Here is a 17,021-nt window from a genome sequence, read left to right on the forward strand (position 1 = left end):
GCCCACCGCCTCCAGCTCACCGGAGAAAGCATGCGAAAACGCAGCGCCAAAACCATCACCCTTGACGGCCAACCAGAACACTGACTCTATCTCCCATCGGCCGTAGCGGGCTGCTCACGATCGTCTGAATTCAGTGCTCACGATCGCGCGAAATCGATGCTCACGATCCGTGAAATCCGCACACCAGCGGCGCCACGCGCGTCAGCAACCGCGCGCTGTCGAGGTAGACCTGGTTCATGGCTTCAGCACCAGGAGCCCATCAGCGGAGCGGGACACCCAGGCCCGGTCGCTGCCCTTGGGCAGTTGAGACGGATCGAGCTTGCTGGCCCAGGGCTGAGAGAGTTCGCGGCCAAGCTGCAGGCACAGGCGCACGGTCTTGACGCTGGTGCAGCGCTTGAGCAGGTCTCGCAGCAGATCGGCACGCAGGCTGTAAGTGCTTTCGACCAGCTCGCGCGCTTCTTGCAGCGGCTGCCGGACGCCGACTTCGCTCAGCACCTCCAGCAATGCGCGTTCCGGCGCCGAGACGAGCGGGCCGCCCTTGCGGCTCTCGAAGGGCCGGACATGAAGCAGCGCGCCGGGTTCTTCCTTGAAGAGTCGCTTGCGGTGGTACTCGGCCGGGAAGCGCTGGGTGAACCACTCCGGAAGGCGTCCGGCTTTCCAGCCGTATAGATGGAGGACGGGCCGCTGGGGGATGTACTGGCGGATGCCGTGCCAGTCGAAGGCCGACTTGCCGCCGACATGCAATCCTTCGAAGCTCCGCTGCAGCAGGACGAGGCTCGGGTGCAAAGTGGGCGGATCGTTTGGCCGGCAATAGACGCCGCGTGCCAACCGTTGCAACCAGCCGGCACGGACATAGTGGACGGCAAGGTCAGCCGATATCCCGAGGGCGGCGAGGTCACCGGAGGTCAGCGGCGCCCCCGGCGCCAAGCGGGTGTACAGCCTTCTTAGCTTGTTTCTTTGGGTCGTAGCCATACTACGATAGTAAGAATAATATCAAAGTTCTGCAAGCTTGAATTGGGAGTCGAAGTCGCAGTCAGGCTACGATAACCCGGATTAAGCTAACCCTAGATCGGCCAAGAACTCGTCAGCTGCGGTTGCGCTGTGCTCGGTGATACCCGCTAGGCACCACGTGGTGCGCAATTCGGGTCTACTCACCGGTGCACGAACGCGCCTACTCTCCGCTGACAAGAAACCTTGCCGGCGAATACACCCCATGCAGAAGTCAGCGGCCGATCTTGATGTCGCCGATGCCGCGCCGACCGCGCCGATTCTGACCGACTATGACGAGCAGCACCTGGTCACCTATCTCCGTCTGCTCGATGCCGCAGCCAATGGCTCCGACTGGAAAGAGGTCGCGCGGACCGTGCTGCATATTGACGTCGCGCGCGAGCCGGATCGGGCGCGCCGGGCGTGGGAAACCCATCTCGCCCGTGCCCGCTGGATCACCGAGCATGGCTACCGGGATCTGCTGCGGGGCGGGGCACCGCACTGAGGGCGCCTACAGAATCCCCCAAGCCCGATATCGTCCCCTGCCGGTCACCTCCCGCAGGTCAAGCTCGCCGACCTGGTCCTGAGCGGCGCGCGGCGTGATCTTAAGCTCCTTCGCGATCATACCGGCCGAGGCGATCGGCCGGGTCAGCATATAGTCGAGCAGCGCCGGCAGTTTTGACGTGGCGCGACGGCCGGCGAGTTTTCGGGCGAGCAGGGTTCGCTGGTTAAGCCAGCGGTCGTGGTCCTTGAGACCGGCCGCCGCGGCAGCGGTGATGGCCTCGAGTTGCACGGCGAGTCGCGCCGCCGCGTCGCGCGGCCGCCGGCGTTCGCGGGGGATGGCCTTCAACCCGTCATGCAGGCAGGGCAGATGCCAGCGGGTCTTGGCCCGCGCGCGCAACACGCTGGCTGCCAGCAGCCGGCCGAGCCAGGGCGTGTGCTGCAGCGGGGCGATGGCGTCCCAAGCCTCAGTCGCAAGCGCGGCCGCGAGCGTCGGCGGCAATATGCGGGTCTGCTCGACCACGGCGCGCCAGTCGTCGAGACGCGCGTCCTCGTCCCAGTCGGGGTCGTAGACCACCGGGTCCCGCTCGGACTGGGTGCGACTCCCGCCGGTGAGTGTCCGCTCCGCCTTGGCATTCGCGGCGTCGACCGCGGCGAAGGCGGCGGCTAGGTGCGGGTCGGACTCGATGCCGCCAAGCGACGTGTCGAGATCAGCGTCTCCGCTATCGTAGCCGCCGACGAAGCTTCGCTCCCCTTCCTTTCGGATGCCCCTGCCCTCCTCCCACTCGCCCTGCCCGGTGCGGCCGCGCAGGCTGTCGAGCCCCGCCGGCGATGGCGCCCAATCCGGCTTCGCGTCGGCGATGCGGCGCCGGGTCCGTAGCACGGCGTGGGCGCGGGTGAGTTCGTGGGTCGGGGCGCGGATGTCCATGCCGGCGTCGTGGAGAACCAGATCTTCGAGATGGACCAATTCGCCTTCCAGCCACAGACTGGAGCAGGCGTCAGTATAATGTGTGCGCGCAATCCAGCCGTCGCGGATCGGGCTCTTGGCCAGGCGTTCGTCGAGCCGGGCAAGCGCGTCCTCGGCGATGGCGAGTGGGCCGGCTAGCTGAGCCCAAGGCAGTGGATCGGGAATTGAGTAACCGTTTTGCAAGGTGTTGATAACCCTAACAAGAATCGTTCAAACGGAAGCTATCACGGGAATAACTTCGGTCATAGCGACAGGCTGGTTCCCCGTGGCGCTCGCTGTCAATAATCACTGCTTATCGATTGAGCAGGCCGTTAAAGCGCATCAGCGATCCGAGGGCCGCTGCCCGGTAAACTCCCTGCCCTGGTCCGGACAAGCCCCCTTCTTTCCGCGCGCCGCGGCCGCCCCAGCCGGGTCGCTTAGGCGGCTTCGATATCGGTTTGCGGAAAGTCACCGCCCTTGAACATCAAGGGCTGCCCCAGATGCCGGGCGCAAGCGTAGGCAAAACAGTCCCCGAAATTGAGGCTCGCCGGATGCCGGCCCTTGCCGAATCGGTCGAAGGCGTCGAGAGCGAGCCTTGCCGTTTCAGCCGGCACCGCGACAACGGCGATCTCCATTAGCGCCAAATACTCTTCGATCGCTTCGGCGGCGGCGCTGACCGAAAGATCCAGCACGCGCGCGACCGCGACCGCCGCCTCCCATACCGCCAACGGTGACGTCAGACGCGTTCCGGTCTGCTGCAGGCGAGCCAAAAGCTCTCGTGCCTCCTCCTCGTCGGTCAGGAGCGCGGTCAAAGCCGAAGCGTCGATGAACATCAGGTGTCCTCATACAAACTGTCGCGGAACGCCTTATCGGCGGGCTGTCCCTTGGCGGCGTCGCCCCTCGCGCGTAGATCCCGGCAGAACTGGACGCCAAGGTCGACCAAAGACGGCTTGCCCTGCTCGCGCTCGAGCTCATGGGCGAGCGCCACGTGCACTGCTTCGGTGAGGCCGAGTTTTTTTAGCGAGGCCACCTTGCGAGCGAGCGCGTCGGTCTCAGGGTTCTTGATGTGGAAGGCCATGGCGCGCTCCTCTAGACCGCATCGTGTATGCCTGTATATCATCACGGATACACCAATGGGAAGGGCCGGCCTCGTCGTTTGCGCCCCGAAGCCGTGCGGCCTTCGTGACGTGTGAGGGCAACTTTTATGGTTAGTTGTCTATGAACACCTGCCCTCTCCCTCTCCGGATGCTGCTTCCCTCAGGGCTGTCCTCGCAGATCATCTGGTCGTCGGGACAATAACGACCATCCCACCCTCGCGCGCTCCTTCCTCGCTTTGAATTCTGCGCGGCGCGGATCGATGTCGACTACCGATGGGATACCGATCGTGACTCGACTGGTGCGACGCGCCTTGGCGAATTGAAGCGACTGACGACCGCAGGTCCCAAATTGTTGTCAGCTGACAACATCCATCCTTGGTAGGGCCCTGTTGTCAGCTGACAACAATCGCCCGGGCGGGTCGCTGCTGTCTGCCATGATCCAACGGCGTCCATGGGGCAGATCGGCTTCGTTCGAGAGCCACGCAGCTCGATATCCGCGCCAGCACCCACCATCGAGAGATCGTATTCATTCGGCGGCCTTGCCGCCTCGCCAAAGGAGCACCCCCACGCCGGACGCCTTCGGTCAACCTCCCGTTAAACGGGGCCTTCAACCGCGAGCTCGGCCTGGACCTCGCCCAAAGGTCCTGAATGCGTTCGCCTGCTTAGCCCCTCACGCGGTCCATTGTTGCCCCGGTCGAAACGAGTCAACAGGAGGTTCCTGCGTGGCGATACGATGCGGACTTTCGAGGAAAACCGTCCCTATCTGGAACCCGGGCGATCTCGGCGAGCGTTCCCGCGAATGGATCTGAAGGCCCGGCATCGAGCTCCCCGCTCAAGATTGGATCCGCACCACGGCATCCCGGACGAGGTGGCGGCCCGTTGCCGTTCCTTCGTCGGATCGCATCGCCCGGGATGAAAGGTCAGGAGGGTCTCCGTTGCAGCGCCGAGCCCTGAGGTCGATGTCGCGCCTGGCGATCCGTCGGTGTGGCCACACGGAAGTGCAAGAGAAGGGCCAGCGCGGATGACCTGGAATGTGTCTGCTCGGTTGCTTGCGACCTGTTCGTCCGGCCCCGGTGGACCCCCTGCGACAGTGCGGTTCTTCTGCTTGCCCTTTTTGGGGCGAGCGGCGGCGCCGCGAAGTGACGCGCCAGCCCCCCGATCAACACCCGGGAAGGTCCGGCGCGCCGCCGATCCAAGCGAGACGACATCGTCGCTTTACGGTGTCTTGCCATTCAGCGCGGGCGTCTGAGGCAGTTGTCGTGAACGGGCGGGGAGGGTGCTTCTCGCGGGACCGCGGCGAAAGACGTTGGGCAATGGCGGGCAGGAGCCGACGCTACATGGCGGCGCGATTCTCTAGAATTTGCCCTACATGACCTGAGATCAGAGCACTGAACGGAGGCTACAAGCCGGGGCGTGTCCCGTCGCCCGGACTCCAGCCGTGGCAGCACCGTTCAGTGCAGCGGTTGGCGAGCTACAAAATGACGCTCTGGGGACTCGTAAGGCGAGCCGACTCACGCCATAGTCGAGGCTCATCCCATTCGCGCCGAGCCGTTGTTGTCAGCTGACAACAACAGGGCGGTGCACCAAAAAAAGGGCCTGCGCGCCGTTTGGCACGTCATCGAGCGTTAATAACTCGTTAACCCTTTAATTCTTGCTCAAATCACAGAATCGTGGCCATCTCTCAAGACGGAGACTAGGCGTCTGACGAGCAGAAACCGTCTTGAGAAGGCAAATGGCGATCTTAGCGGAAGATTCGGCTACCATCAGCGAGACTGCGTCTGCGCGGATCACTCGGCACGCGGGCATTCTTTCCGGCCAGCTTCGCTCGCTCGCGACAACTCTTTTCCCGCCTTCGGCGAGCAAGTCGCTCCGGTCGTTCACCTCTGGAGAGGTTGCGCGAATTGCGGGCGTGTCCGATGGGTACCTTCGGCAGCTCTCTCTTGACGGACTTGGACCGACGCCAGCGACAGGAACCGGGGGGCGACGGTCTTACACTCTGGGTCAGATTCATGAGTTGCGCGAGTATCTAGCCACTGCGCGGCCGCGCGAAGCAATGGAATTCCTTCCGCGCCGGCGCCCAGGCGACAAGCTCCAAATCATCACCGTCGCAAACTTCAAAGGCGGCTCCGCCAAGACGACGACGGCATTGTATCTGTCGCAATACCTCGCCCTTGCCGGCTTTCGGGTCCTCGCGATTGACCTCGATCCGCAAGCTTCGCTTTCAGCAATGTTCGGGTACCAACCCGAGTTTGACATTGGGGCGAACGAAACCCTGTACGGGGCCATCCGATATGACGAACATCGCCGGCCACTGCGCGAGATTGTCCGGCCGACCTATTTTGACGGGATAGGGCTCGTTCCAGGCAATCTCGAGCTTATGGAGTTTGAGCACACTACGCCTCGAGCAATGGTCGAGCGGCGAGAACGCGGACACGACCTGTTCTTTCGCCGCGTCGCCAGTGCCATCGACCAGGTTGCAGACGAATACGACGTCGTTGTTATCGACTGCCCCCCCCAACTTGGTTACCTGACCATGGGCGCGCTAAACGCGGCGACCGCTATGCTCGTGACCATCCATCCGCAGATGGTCGATGTCGCATCCATGAGCCAATTTCTTCTCATGACGTCGGATCTCATGTCCGTCATCGAAGAAGCTGGCGGGCGCCTCGATCACGATTTCATCCGGTACGTCATCACGCGTCACGATCCCAATGACGTGCCTGAAGCTCAAATCGTGGCTCTCCTCCGCACCCTCTTTGGTTCAGATGTGCTCCAGGCGACTGTGTGGAAATCGACCGCGATCGCCAATGCTGGTCTCACCAAGCAATCACTTTATGAGCTGGAGCGCGGCGCCGTAGGGCGGGGCGCCTACGACCGGGCATTAGAATCGGTCGACGCGGTCAATGCCGAAATCGCGCAACTTCTTAAGAAGGTGTGGGGTCGATGAGCAAACGTACTGACACGATCAAGAGCCTTTTCACGGCCCCGCAATCAAGTGCGTTGTCAGCTGACAACATGCCCGCTGCCTTGCCGCGGGTCTCGTCGGGCTCGGTTCGCTCGTTGAAAGACTCTTTCTCCGAAGTGGAGAAAGAGAACGAGGAACTTCGCGAACGAATTGCATCCGGGGCGGTGATACTTGAAATCGACCCCTCGCTCGTCGATCCGTCACCGCTGGCCGACCGTTTTCGCGATCAGGATGATAGCTCGTTCGAAGCGCTCAAACAGTCGATCGCACAGCGTGGCCAAGAGGTGCCCATTCTCGTTCGGGAGCATCCTGAAGCGAAAGGGCGCTATCAGAGCGCCTATGGTCATCGCCGCGTCCGCGCCACGCGCGAACTAGGTATTTCCGTCAAAGCGATTCTGCGATCGTTGTCAGACGAAGCGCTTGTCGTGGCGCAAGGACTCGAGAACGCACCGCGCGAAGATTTGAGTTTCATTGAGCGCGCCAGCTTCGCGATGCATATCGAGGATGCCGGGCATAGCCGCTCAGTCGTGCAGGATGCGTTGTCGGTCGATCGGGCGGAGGCCTCGAAACTTCTTGCCGTGGCTCGATCGGTTCCTGCCGAGGTCATTCAAGCGATCGGGAAAGCTCCGAAAGTTGGCCGCGGCCGTTGGCAGTCATTCGCTGAATTGATCAAGGATTCCGCGGCGCTCAAACGGGTCAGAGCGGCGATCGCCGAACCTAAATTTGCAGAGCGCGAAACCGACGCACGATTTCTTGCAGCATTCTCCGCGGCAACCCGTCCATCTCGCGGGGAGCCCTCGAAAGAGCCGGACGAGAAGCCGGTCTTTTCCGTGTCCGGGGAAAAGATTGCGCACGTGCGTCAGGCCGAGCGCGAATTGAAGCTTACCATCGACAAGAATGTCTCGACGACATTCGCGGCATTTCTTGTGGACCAACTCCCGGCCCTGTTCGACGCCTTTTCCAAGAAGAGCAGTGGTCAGGAAAGTACCGAGGCCTGACGGTCTCGTCCGTAAACACGAACCAGGAGCAGACAAGGCAAAAGAAAAAGGCCCCCGAAACGGAGTTCCGGAAGCCCTTCTCTTCAAGTTTGGCGACTGACAGAGAATCACTTTCGCGAATCGCAGTCAAGAGTTTCTACGCGATTTTATCGTCGTTTCGGCGAGCGGATTTTCTTTGCCCAACTGAGGCAAAGACATGCAGTCACACTCTCCAACGACGCCCTTTGGGCGGCGATCGCTGACGCTTGCCCATGTGGCAAGCCAGATGGTCGCAACGGAACGTCCTCCCGAAAAGATCGTGCACAAATGGAAGATCTTCCACGCCATCTGCACGGCACGGCCGCGCCTTGGGGTGTCGGAGCGCGCGCTCTCGGTGCTAAACGCACTCCTAACCTTCCATCCCGAGACCGCGCTGACAGGAGAGGATGACCTGATCGTCTTCCCCTCGAACCATCAGCTCGCGCGGCGAGCGCACGGCATGCCGGCATCGACGCTGCGACGCCACCTCGCTGTGCTGGTCGACGCGGGGCTAATCGTTCGGCGCGACAGTCCAAATGGCAAGCGATATGCGCGGAAGGACGATGCTGGCGAAATCGAGCTCGCGTTCGGCTTCGATCTGTCACCGCTCGTCGTGCGCTCGGAAGAGTTCGAGAGCCTGGCGGCCGATATCGAAGCCGAGGCCCGCGCACTCAAGCTCGTGCGTGAGCGGATTACACTGTGCCGGCGCGACATCGGGAAGATGATTGCAACTGGCATGGAGGAAGCCGTCCCGACGCGAAGGGGAGGGCAGGGGCCTGCCGATTGGAAGGTCGTGCACGCTGCCTTCCGCGCGATCGTCGATCAGATTCCGCGCACCGCGACGCGCCAGGAGCTCGAGCCGATGGCCGACGAGTTGTCTCAGCTCGCCGACGACGTACTCAATCTTCTGGAAACACATGTCAAATCCAAGAATCCGAGCGCCAATGAGTCCCATTCTGAGCACCACATACAGAATTCAAATCCAGATACCCTCATTGACCTTGAACCTAGCCTTCGAGAAGGCAGGGCGGCGGGAGCTGAGCCAAGGCCTCAACCATCGCGAGTCGGGGAGGGGACGTATCCGTTGGGAATGGTCCTGAGTGCATGCCCGGACATCGTCGACTATGCGAAGGGCGGGCTTTCGAACTGGCGCGATTTCCTGGCCACAGCGGCCGTTGTACGATCGATGCTGGGGATCAGTCCGAGCGCCTGGGAGGAGGCGCAAAAGGTTATGGGCGAGGTGCCTGCAGCCATCGTCGTCGCGTGTATCCTGCAGCGCGGGACGGCGATCAATTCCGCTGGCGGTTATCTGCGCGGTCTAACGCGAAAAGCCGAGGTCGGCGAATTTTCGCTTGGTCCAATCCTGATGGCGCAGATCAATTCTCGCCGGCGAGACAAGCAGAGGGCGTGAGGCGATGAGGCGCCGTTCCCAGACTTTGCCTCTTCGTGTGATCGAAACACCCCCACTGACCCGGCTTCTGCGCTGTGTCGATGCAAGGCCGTTCGGAGAGATTCGTCATGGCAAAACACCCTCCAATCACGCTCGCGCCATTTTTCCAGCCTGGCGATGAAGGCGCCGCGGAGCAACGGATGTACGTGGCAGGGTTCGCGGAGGAGGCGGGCGAGGCCTGGGGGACGCTGATTCCGTTGGATGCGGAGATGGTCGAGCACGCCATTCTGGGGCAACAGACTTTCACCGTCTGGTGCAATTCCGACGGACGCATCCAATCGCAGCCGACCAGCGATAGCGTTTTTGAGGATCTTCTGGAGAAAGATCAATTGAAGGAGACGCCCCTCGATGAGCTCGTCGCCGAAGCCATCGAGCAGGGCAAGAATGAACCCAATGATGACATCCTCGATATGTTCGAGACCCTGCATGAGCGGCTGGTGCGGGCGCAGGGCATGGTCGCTGACGAGATCGCGCGGCGCAGGCGCTGACTCCTCGCGCCGCAGTCAGCGCGGTTCAGTGCTGTAGGGTCAGCTTGTACTAACGCGAGCACCGCGACCGCGCGGCCGATACCCGGACCGGTCGATGAAACAAGAAAACCGACGACCGGGCCTGGCTCCGATTAGTCTTAAGCTTCGCCGGAGCCGGAAAACAGCACCGTCGGTGGCGTCGCGCGCGGCGGCGGGAGAGTCCGAGCGCCCGGGGCTCCCGGTTTGCTCTTGAGATCGTATCGCTGGGCCAGGTCGAGTAGCCGCTGCTTGGTGAACGGGTCCGCGTACTCCGCCAGATCGCGCGCCCGCTGTGCGAAGCCTCTATAAAATTCTTCCACGACGCAACCCCCGCAACATCACTGAAAATCGGATTTCAACGTGAGACGCACTCCGCGTCAAGCGGCCTGGTGCATGCGGACAATTTTCGGCGATTTACTTGTGCTCGCGGCGCACGGGGAACTAAGCTGGTCCCGGCAGGCAAAAATCATGACTCCGCTCTACCTCAGCCGGAAGCTGGGCCCGAAGTGCGGTAAGCCGATGACGGCCGTGCCCGACGACCTCGCGCCCGGCGGGCCGCGCTACGTCTGCGTGGTCTGCGAGGACGATCCGCTGCGCGATCCCCTCGCCCGGAAGTAGTCGGAAAGCCCGCTGCGACCGCCGGCCAAATAACGTTCGGGTTGAATCGAGCCCGGCAGCCGGATTGCTGCAGAGGCCGATTGCGCTCACAACCCTCTCCGACGATGTGGAGTGGCAACCCGAACGCCCAGCTTCGTTCCATCGCGCGTGCCGGCGGAATCGTCCCGGACTCGGAGGCCGGCATGCCAAGCGACGGTAGCATCTGTTTTACGCCTCGCGGGGCGCTCGGTCGCATGGATGCGGTGGGCGGGTTGCATCCACATGGCGAGTACGTTGCCAGCCTCGTTATCGATCTTGCGCTGGCAACTTCGACGGCTACGCCGAAATGCTGACGGTGACGATCTCCATTGCGGGTGATGCGCGCCGTCCAGGTGACCTATTAAGGTGAGCTGCATTTTGCTTGCCGCGCCCATTGCCTGAGATCCGAATGGCCGAACGGATCGGGGCCGCCTGTCTTCATTCCATGTGGTTTAGCGACGGGCGCACCCATCACCATCCTCGATAGAGGCTGGTCTGACCGAAGGCCGATCCCGCTTCGCGGGCTCTCGATCTTGTCCCTGCAACGTCCGTCCTCGACTTTCTTCACCTGGCGCTGCGCACCATTCCTCGCGGTCCAAGAAAGTCGAGGCCGGCCGCCCTCCATTTCATTTCGGCCCTTTGGGTGCAGGTCGATCGCCTCCGGTCTCACGACCGCCATCGAGGTCGCGATCGGCGCGGCCCGAGAAAACCAAGGGAATGAGACAATGGCTACCATCGGCACCTTCACGTCCACGGGCAATGGCTTCTCCGGCGCGATCAAGACGCTCAACCTCAACGTCAAGGCCAAGCTGATCCGCGTCGACACCCCTTCCGACAAGGGACCGCACTTCCGCATCTACTCCGGCAACGTCGAGTTGGGCGCCGCCTGGCAGAAGACCGCCAAGGACACCGAGCGCGACTACCTCTCCGTCAAGCTGGACGATCCGAGCTTCCCGGCTCCGATCTACGCCACCCTGATCGAAGTCGAAGGTGCGGAAGGCCTGCAACTGATCTGGTCTCGGCCGAACCGGGACTGAAGCTCCAGGAAATCGGCTCCGCCGCAAGGCGGGGCCCGCTCCCTTCTACCGGAGATGCGATCATGATCGTCGACACCATTGAAGAATTGCGCGCCGAGCTGCGCGAATGCCTGTTCACGCCGGCGGAGCGCATGGCGCTCGAAGTCGAATTGGCCGAACTCATCCGCCAACGCAACAAAGCGCTCGCAGCCGAGGAGCGGGCATAAGCCCCGTCCTCTTGCATCTTGCGATGCACCTTCATTACGGTCCGCTCCTGCGTTCAGACCATCTTTGATGGGCTTTGGCCTTCGCAAAGGCAGCTTCCTGAAAGCTGCGATTGCAATCGTTGCGACGGTCGATGGATTGCGCCCCTCACGAGCGGGGCTGTCCTTGGCCTTGAACTTGCCGAACCCGGGAAGGCTCGCTCGGCTCCGCTCACGCCGCACCAGTGCCCGCGTTGCAAACGCTATCGACGATGGTTTTCGCCTGAGCCTTTGTCAGGTCGTTCTCGGTGCAATTTTTTTCGGCGATCTCATTGGCAGTCGTCATGGACGAGCTCCGTCTTCTTTCAATCTTGCTCGTCAAGGCCGTGGACCAGATAGCGCCGCCATCACAGGCAGAGCCGTAATCCTCGAAAGAATGTCAGCCTAAGGCGGTTTTTCGTCCATGACAGCGTAACCGCGCCTCCGCTTCGCACGCTCCAGCCGTACGAATGCTTCGATCGCCTCCGCACTACTATCGAAGGTCTGCACCATGGTTTTGCCACTCGTGCCGATGCGGCCCCAATTGCGGATCTCCGAATAAGGTGGGCTGGGTGGATAGCGCATAGAACCGCCGCATATTGTGCGCGGCTTCGATGTGGCGCAGATGAAGCGGCTCTGGTTCGGGTTTCGGCACGGACAGATTCTCGCTTCGGAGGGAAGCGCCGTCCAATGAGTTTTATGAATCGACCGGGCAGATCGATTCACTTTATCAATAGGTCCATCGGGCCGGAGAATGCCGCACCCCCGTCTTATTTGTCGGATTGAATCTCTCCTCGATGGAGACTTCGCCATCGGACGCGCGTCGCAATTCCTGGCTTGCAATTGCGCCAGTCTTGATCAGAACAGCCGCCCGAAAGAGATCGGCTCTAATTCAAAGTTCCTGCGGCTCTTACAGCCTTGCCTGCTTGGGCGAGCTCCTTCGGGGACGGCTCTACTCGCGCCGCCGCGGCGACGCTCCCGGAGCCCACAAGCGGTCTCCGCGCCTTCGCGTGACGATCCTCTCGCGACCGGTCGCGGACCGCTCAGCAACGAGCACGATTGCCGGCTCACTTCGCCAGAATTTCCCTCCATGGCTATGGGCTGACCTGACTCTTGTGGCAGGGGATTCGCTGTACGAATTCCGGGATCGTTCCGGTGACCGGATTCGCAATCGTCTGTTGGTTCAAACCAACATCCCCCAGGACATGATGGACAAGGACATGGCTCCCGCACTGTTAGATCCATTTCGGACCTTAAGATGAAGACCATTGTCATCAACAATCAAAAGGGCGGGGTCGGCAAGACGACGCTTGCCGTGCATCTGGCTTGGTTCATGGCGGAAGCGGATCTCCGCGTCCTCGTGATCGACGTTGATGCGCAAAGCAATGCGTCGGATACGTTGAGGCACTACGCCGGTTCAACGTTAGCCGCGGATCTGTTCAAGCCGGGGATACGTGTCGTACCTCGGGAAGACAAGTCCCTAACGCTCGCGCCGGCCGATAGCTCGCTGACCGATCTCGATCGCAGCAGTGCGGCCGCCATAACGACTCTGCAAGAGAACCTCGCTATCGCGTCGGATCAGTTCGATGCCTGCGTCATCGATACGCCGCCATCACTTGGACTGCGCAGTGTCGGCTGTTTGGTGGCGGCGTCGCATGTGCTGGCTCCCATCTATCTGGAGGACTATTCGATCAAGGGCGTCAAAGGTCTGATGCAGACCGTGATCGGCGTGCAGAGGCGTTACGGCCGCCAGGATACCAAGTTCCTCGGGTTGCTGCCTTCGAACTTCAATACGAAATCGCCCCGTCAAAGGAGCCATCTTGAGCAACTGTTGCGCGAGGCGGGCAAATATGTGTTCCCGGGTCAGATCGTTGCAAGGGACGGCTACGCCGAGGCCGTTGCCGAACGCCTGCCGGTCTGGAAGCTGAAGCGCCGCTCTGCCCAGGAGGCTGGTCGGGAAATCCGCGAGGTTCTCGCCAAGATCGTCGCGCAAATGGACGAGCCGGCACATGGCGCTTGATCTCAGCTTTAAGCAGCTCATCGATGCCGCGGAAGATGGTGCCGCCACAATCGGACAACCGACTTGCATCGCCATCGATCGTATTGACGAAGATCCGGACCAGCCTCGTCGCAGTTTCGACGAACAGAAACTCGAGGAGCTCGCGGAATCAGTCCGTCAGCATGGCGTGCTGCAACCGATCGTGCTGCGCCAAGCGACCGAGGAAGGCCGGTATGTGATCGTCGTGGGTGCGAGGCGGTATCGTGCTGCTAAGCGCGCCGGGCTCCGGGACATCCCGGCTTTCATTCATGCCGTTGGTTCTGCGGATCGTTATGTTCAGATGATCGAGAATATTCAGCGCGACGATCTCGATGCTCCCGAAATTGCAGCGTTCGTCGCGGACCGCTTGGAGCAGGGTGACAACCAATCCGACATCTCGCGCAAGCTCGGCAAGCCGAGGGACTGGGTATCTCGCTACGCGTCGGTCCAGAGCATGCCGGAGTTCCTCCAGTCGAAGCTTGCCGGCTCATCAATCCGTGCTGTGTACGAACTCTATCAGGCTTGGCGTGAGCAGCCCCACGCCGTCGAGACTTTATGCGCAGCACAGGAGAGTTTCACCGACGCCCACGCCCGTCAGCTGGCTCGCAAAATTCGCAGCGAAGTCCGCGGCTCCCCTGCTGATGGCGAAGGGCCGCCTGGAGCTCAAGCCGGACGAAGCCCGATCGCATCGCCAGTGGCATTGCGACCCAGCGAGAGAGACGGTGTAACCGCGATCGCGGAGAAACCTCTCAACTCCTTGGCCGATCGGAATGCGCGAATGAGCCCATCGCTGACGATCAGAGTGCGTCACCAAGATCGCATGGGCTGTCTTCTGATCGATCGACTCGCGTCTCGAGGCTCACGCCATGCCGTGCTGCTGATCGATGGTACAGAAGAGGCGGAAGAGGTTCCGGCATCGACGGTTACAATCGAAGAGATACTGTTCGCATGAAGCTTGTCTTGAACAGCCTCCGCAGAAACGCTGCTACAGTTGGTGCGCCGGCGGAGCGGATTTCCCATCCGAAGGATGGCGCGTTAGCGCAGCAGCCGGAGGCCGAACGCGCCTTCCACAGCGCCGTAGAGAGGCCGGAGGCTGCTGGAAAGCCGCGGTCCACATGCTCGATGCCAATGTTGCCGATCTGGACGCGCGGGTTTCGTGGAGAACAAGGATTAGGGGCGACGGCTTCGTCATTCCCGGAGGAATTCTCCGCATCGATCGGCGACCGTGTTGGATCTCACGTCCAGCACCCCCCGAGATTTGACTGCCGAGCCCGTTGGTTTGAACCAACATGGAGGGGGTCGAAGGATTCGCACTTTCTAGTGCAGGATAGGCTTCGCGCCAGCGATGTATTACATCGCGATTGGGATTGGAGTGCATGGCTCTGATCTCGCTTCGTGTCTCCGACGAAGTCGCTGCAGAATTCTCAGCTTTTGCAGCTACCCAGGGCGGTAAGTCTGCGCTGCTGCGGCGTCTCATTGCTGATGCACTAGCTGCACCAGCGCCGCGCATCTTGGCGTTGCCGGTCGGACGGCCGGAAAAGGTGACGGTGCGATTTCGCGAGAGCGAGATGCGGCAGCTGGCGGAGGTCTCACATCAGCGCGGCATGACCCGAACCGGCTGGATCGTCGCGCTGGTGCGCTCGCGATTGGGGTCGCCGGTGCAGCATTCCCCGCACGAGCATGACGCGCTTCGCGCGATCGTTCGCGAGCTCAATCGGATCGGCGGCAACATCAACCAGATCGCGCGGGCCGCAAACACCAGTGTGCTACAGGGCAGGGCGGTTGAGCCCGATTTGTCGGTAATTCAAGAAGCCAAATTGGTCATCGAAAGAGAGCTCGCGCAATTGCGTAGTGCGCTGCACGGCAACGCGGATTATTGGGATGGACCGCGATGAGCCGTCGCTCGCCGCGGCCAGCCGACCTGGACTCCGAACTTCCGCCGATCTCGTATGTTTGGGAAACGCCCAATCGGCGCCCACGGCGGGCCGAGTGGGATATCCCCGATCCGGCCGCTCCAGGCCGTCTTACGCCGGCGATGCGTGCAAAGCTCGAACGCATCGTGCGCCGAGCGCCCGAGGTGATGGTCAAGATCACCGGTCGTACCAAGGACGTGGCGCATCTCAAATCGCACCTGGCCTACATCACGCGAAACGGCGAGCTCGATGCGGAAACTGAGCAGGGCGCGACGCTGGCGGGTCGTTCCGGATTGAAAGATCTGCAGCAACGCTGGGAGGATGATGCCGGCCTCGACAAGCGCCGCCGTGATGGATTGCTTTCGATCAACATCATTCTATCGATGCCGGCTGGTACCGATGCCATTGCGGTTAAGGATTCAGCTCGGGCATTTGCCATCGAGACGTTCGGGGACAACCACGACTACGTCTTCGTCCAGCACCTCGATGACAAGCATCCCCACGTGCACTTGACCGTTCGGTCTTTGGGCCATGACGGCAAACGCCTCAGCCCCCGCAAAGCGGATCTTCAGGCCTGGCGAGAACGGTTTGCCGGCGAGCTCCGGCTGCGCGGGATCGCGGCGGAGGCAACGCCGAGGCGAACCCGCGGACGAGTTCGAAAGGCCGATCGCGGAGCGGTGCTTGGTTTACGCAAGCGAAAGATCACGCCCGATGTCGATCGGCTCGCCCGTAAGGAGGTGCTTTCGGAGGTGAGGGGCGGCAGAACCGCCAAACATCCCTGGGAGGAAAAGATTGAATCACGTCAGGACGCCATTCGGCGGCGATATCTAGACTATGCCGCGGAGCTGCAGCGTTCTGGAGCGGCAGCAGATCGCGAGTTGGCTCGCCAGGTTCGGCAATTCGTCAAGGATATGCCCGCAGTCGAAACCCGCCGGCATACGTTGAAAAGCGAGCTGTCGGAGCTTGCGAAAATCCGGAGCGTGGGCGCAGAGCAGGGAGTCGTTGCAGACCGGCGCGACGATACGCGAGGCGATGAAAGGACGAGATAGGCGAGCGCAGGAATCATAATCCTGGGGTCGGGGGCTCGAGTCCCTCTCCCGCTACCAATTCCAGCGTAACCCTTTGATTTTCCAGACTTGGCCGACCGATGTTTCGAGGCGAGGGATGTCTCATTGATACATCCTCAACGGTCGCGGATCAATTCTCGCCGTGAACGATCAACATCGGGCGCGGAGAGCCGGCGTGCGGGCTGCGATTTGCGAAAGTGTGGCGGGTTAACGGGGGTTCGAATCCCTTCCTCTCCGCCAGTATATTGTTCTCCTCTGTTCGTAGTCATTCGGACTCCACAGCAAAATCAGTGACTTGCGCCGAAAAGCTGTACTTCGCAGTTCGTCGGTGTTCTTCCTAATCTGCTCACTAACCGTAGTTTTTACCCGTGGGTTCGGAGGACGGTTTTCCTGGAGGAACAATGGCTGGAAGGCTCAAACCACTCGACATAGAACGCCAAACCAAGCCCGGCAAATACGCTGATGGTGCTGGGCTCTACTTGATCATCACCGGCCCAACATCGAAGAGCTGGTCATACAGATATTGGAAAGACAGAGCTGGCCCCGCAAATTCGGACAGTAGCTTGAGTGGATTTTCTGCCTGACAGCGGCGAGGATTCTTGCTGCGAATCAGGAGCGAAGATGACGAAGAAGAGCCGCCG

The 17,021-nt window shown here is 61.4% G+C and carries 17 protein-coding genes, 1 tRNA gene and 3 pseudogenes; 14 read left to right on the forward strand and 7 right to left on the reverse strand.

The window, feature by feature from the left end; genetic code table 11:
* Positions 1–84: pseudogene (locus QJT78_RS41590) on the forward strand (IS21-like element ISFK1 family helper ATPase IstB); the annotation flags it as partial.
* Between the two features lie 150 nt (positions 85–234).
* Here QJT78_RS41590 and QJT78_RS41595 read toward each other — a convergent pair.
* Positions 235–972, reverse strand: coding sequence for a type IV toxin-antitoxin system AbiEi family antitoxin domain-containing protein (locus QJT78_RS41595; protein ID WP_028152778.1), 738 nt, complete (start codon positions 970–972; stop codon positions 235–237).
* A 160-nt stretch (positions 973–1,132) separates the two neighbouring features.
* On the opposite strand from QJT78_RS41595, the gene QJT78_RS41600 reads away from it, so the two are divergent.
* Positions 1,133–1,492, forward strand: coding sequence for a DUF2285 domain-containing protein (locus tag QJT78_RS41600; protein ID WP_224518186.1), 360 nt, complete (start codon positions 1,133–1,135; stop codon positions 1,490–1,492).
* Between the two features lie 6 nt (positions 1,493–1,498).
* Here QJT78_RS41600 and QJT78_RS41605 read toward each other — a convergent pair whose 3' ends face one another.
* The 3 genes from QJT78_RS41605 to QJT78_RS41615 all read right to left on the reverse strand — a co-directional run bounded on the left by QJT78_RS41605 (position 1,499) and on the right by QJT78_RS41615 (position 3,512).
* Positions 1,499–2,638, reverse strand: coding sequence for an RHE_PE00001 family protein (locus tag QJT78_RS41605; RefSeq protein WP_348652416.1), 1,140 nt, complete (start codon positions 2,636–2,638; stop codon positions 1,499–1,501).
* 233 nt (positions 2,639–2,871) lie between these two features.
* A complete protein-coding gene (locus QJT78_RS41610; RefSeq protein WP_009859458.1) occupies positions 2,872–3,267 on the reverse strand; it encodes a type II toxin-antitoxin system VapC family toxin in 396 nt (131 codons plus the stop codon).
* Positions 3,267–3,512 carry a type II toxin-antitoxin system VapB family antitoxin gene (locus tag QJT78_RS41615; protein WP_028152781.1) on the reverse strand — a complete coding sequence of 82 codons (246 nt, stop codon included), beginning with the start codon at positions 3,510–3,512 and terminating at the stop codon, positions 3,267–3,269. The genes QJT78_RS41610 and QJT78_RS41615 overlap by 1 nt, the downstream gene beginning before the upstream one ends.
* A gap of 1,751 nt (positions 3,513–5,263) precedes the next feature.
* Here QJT78_RS41615 and repA point away from each other — a divergent pair.
* The 4 genes from repA (at position 5,264) to QJT78_RS41635 (ending at position 9,450) form a co-directional block, all read left to right on the forward strand.
* Positions 5,264–6,478 (forward strand): plasmid partitioning protein RepA, encoded by a 1,215-nt coding sequence (gene repA, locus QJT78_RS41620; RefSeq protein ID WP_028152782.1) that lies wholly within the window; start codon positions 5,264–5,266, stop codon positions 6,476–6,478.
* Positions 6,475–7,494: a plasmid partitioning protein RepB gene (repB, locus tag QJT78_RS41625; RefSeq protein WP_028152783.1), complete on the forward strand. Its 1,020-nt coding sequence runs from the start codon at positions 6,475–6,477 to the stop codon at positions 7,492–7,494. The genes repA and repB overlap by 4 nt, the downstream gene beginning before the upstream one ends.
* A 196-nt stretch (positions 7,495–7,690) precedes the next feature.
* Positions 7,691–8,923 (forward strand): plasmid replication protein RepC, encoded by a 1,233-nt coding sequence (gene repC / locus QJT78_RS41630; RefSeq protein ID WP_281460562.1) that lies wholly within the window; start codon positions 7,691–7,693, stop codon positions 8,921–8,923.
* Between the two features lie 107 nt (positions 8,924–9,030).
* Positions 9,031–9,450 (forward strand): hypothetical protein, encoded by a 420-nt coding sequence (locus QJT78_RS41635; RefSeq protein ID WP_281460563.1) that lies wholly within the window; start codon positions 9,031–9,033, stop codon positions 9,448–9,450.
* Between the two features lie 137 nt (positions 9,451–9,587).
* On the opposite strand, the gene QJT78_RS41640 is transcribed toward QJT78_RS41635, so the two are convergent.
* Positions 9,588–9,788, reverse strand: a complete 201-nt coding sequence (locus QJT78_RS41640; RefSeq protein WP_028152786.1) for a hypothetical protein — start codon at positions 9,786–9,788, stop codon at positions 9,588–9,590.
* 148 nt (positions 9,789–9,936) lie between these two features.
* Here QJT78_RS41640 and QJT78_RS41645 point away from each other — a divergent pair, with 148 nt between their 5' ends.
* The 3 genes from QJT78_RS41645 to QJT78_RS41655 all read left to right on the forward strand — a co-directional run bounded on the left by QJT78_RS41645 (position 9,937) and on the right by QJT78_RS41655 (position 11,347).
* A complete protein-coding gene (locus QJT78_RS41645) occupies positions 9,937–10,086 on the forward strand; it encodes a hypothetical protein (protein WP_171901351.1) in 150 nt (49 codons plus the stop codon).
* A gap of 743 nt (positions 10,087–10,829) precedes the next feature.
* Entirely contained in the window at positions 10,830–11,141 is a 312-nt protein-coding gene (locus tag QJT78_RS41650; RefSeq protein ID WP_028152788.1) for a DUF736 domain-containing protein, read from the forward strand.
* 62 nt (positions 11,142–11,203) lie between these two features.
* Positions 11,204–11,347 carry a hypothetical protein gene (locus QJT78_RS41655; RefSeq protein ID WP_171901352.1) on the forward strand — a complete coding sequence of 48 codons (144 nt, stop codon included), beginning with the start codon at positions 11,204–11,206 and terminating at the stop codon, positions 11,345–11,347.
* Positions 11,348–11,437: 90 nt separating this feature from the next.
* Here the strand turns inward: QJT78_RS41655 and QJT78_RS41660 are convergent.
* Both QJT78_RS41660 and QJT78_RS41665 read right to left on the reverse strand, forming a co-directional pair.
* A pseudogene (locus tag QJT78_RS41660) lies at positions 11,438–11,669 on the reverse strand (HU family DNA-binding protein); the annotation flags it as partial.
* A 98-nt stretch (positions 11,670–11,767) separates the two neighbouring features.
* A pseudogene (locus tag QJT78_RS41665) lies at positions 11,768–11,960 on the reverse strand (WGR domain-containing protein).
* Positions 11,961–12,620: 660 nt separating this feature from the next.
* Here QJT78_RS41665 and QJT78_RS41670 point away from each other — a divergent pair.
* The 5 genes from QJT78_RS41670 to QJT78_RS41690 all read left to right on the forward strand — a co-directional run bounded on the left by QJT78_RS41670 (position 12,621) and on the right by QJT78_RS41690 (position 16,419).
* Positions 12,621–13,382: a ParA family protein gene (locus tag QJT78_RS41670; RefSeq protein WP_028152789.1), complete on the forward strand. Its 762-nt coding sequence runs from the start codon at positions 12,621–12,623 to the stop codon at positions 13,380–13,382.
* Positions 13,372–14,352, forward strand: a complete 981-nt coding sequence (locus tag QJT78_RS41675) for a ParB/RepB/Spo0J family partition protein (protein WP_028152790.1) — start codon at positions 13,372–13,374, stop codon at positions 14,350–14,352. The genes QJT78_RS41670 and QJT78_RS41675 overlap by 11 nt, the downstream gene beginning before the upstream one ends.
* A gap of 424 nt (positions 14,353–14,776) precedes the next feature.
* Entirely contained in the window at positions 14,777–15,295 is a 519-nt protein-coding gene (gene mobC, locus QJT78_RS41680; RefSeq protein WP_028152791.1) for a plasmid mobilization relaxosome protein MobC, read from the forward strand.
* Complete coding sequence (locus QJT78_RS41685) at positions 15,292–16,362, forward strand: relaxase/mobilization nuclease domain-containing protein (protein WP_028152792.1); 1,071 nt, start codon at positions 15,292–15,294, stop codon at positions 16,360–16,362. The genes mobC and QJT78_RS41685 overlap by 4 nt, the downstream gene beginning before the upstream one ends.
* Positions 16,353–16,419 (forward strand) — tRNA-Ser (locus QJT78_RS41690). Before QJT78_RS41685 ends, QJT78_RS41690 begins: the two co-directional genes overlap by 10 nt.
* Positions 16,420–17,021 lie beyond the last annotated feature (602 nt).

Source organism: Bradyrhizobium sp. Mp27 (assembly GCF_029953005.1).
Taxonomy (GTDB): Bacteria; Pseudomonadota; Alphaproteobacteria; order Rhizobiales; family Xanthobacteraceae; genus Bradyrhizobium; species Bradyrhizobium barranii.

Coding starts and splice junctions, on each gene's coding strand:
- repA (WP_028152782.1), top strand. CDS start 5,264: ATGGCGATCTTAGCGGAAGATTCGGCTACCATCAGCGAGACTGCGTCT.
- QJT78_RS41645 (WP_171901351.1), top strand. CDS start 9,937: ATGACTCCGCTCTACCTCAGCCGGAAGCTGGGCCCGAAGTGCGGTAAG.
- QJT78_RS41635 (WP_281460563.1), top strand. CDS start 9,031: ATGGCAAAACACCCTCCAATCACGCTCGCGCCATTTTTCCAGCCTGGC.
- QJT78_RS41655 (WP_171901352.1), top strand. CDS start 11,204: ATGATCGTCGACACCATTGAAGAATTGCGCGCCGAGCTGCGCGAATGC.
- QJT78_RS41670 (WP_028152789.1), top strand. CDS start 12,621: ATGAAGACCATTGTCATCAACAATCAAAAGGGCGGGGTCGGCAAGACG.
- QJT78_RS41650 (WP_028152788.1), top strand. CDS start 10,830: ATGGCTACCATCGGCACCTTCACGTCCACGGGCAATGGCTTCTCCGGC.
- QJT78_RS41595 (WP_028152778.1), bottom strand. CDS start 972: ATGGCTACGACCCAAAGAAACAAGCTAAGAAGGCTGTACACCCGCTTG.
- QJT78_RS41675 (WP_028152790.1), top strand. CDS start 13,372: ATGGCGCTTGATCTCAGCTTTAAGCAGCTCATCGATGCCGCGGAAGAT.
- QJT78_RS41615 (WP_028152781.1), bottom strand. CDS start 3,512: ATGGCCTTCCACATCAAGAACCCTGAGACCGACGCGCTCGCTCGCAAG.
- repC (WP_281460562.1), top strand. CDS start 7,691: ATGCAGTCACACTCTCCAACGACGCCCTTTGGGCGGCGATCGCTGACG.
- mobC (WP_028152791.1), top strand. CDS start 14,777: ATGGCTCTGATCTCGCTTCGTGTCTCCGACGAAGTCGCTGCAGAATTC.
- QJT78_RS41685 (WP_028152792.1), top strand. CDS start 15,292: ATGAGCCGTCGCTCGCCGCGGCCAGCCGACCTGGACTCCGAACTTCCG.
- repB (WP_028152783.1), top strand. CDS start 6,475: ATGAGCAAACGTACTGACACGATCAAGAGCCTTTTCACGGCCCCGCAA.
- QJT78_RS41610 (WP_009859458.1), bottom strand. CDS start 3,267: ATGTTCATCGACGCTTCGGCTTTGACCGCGCTCCTGACCGACGAGGAG.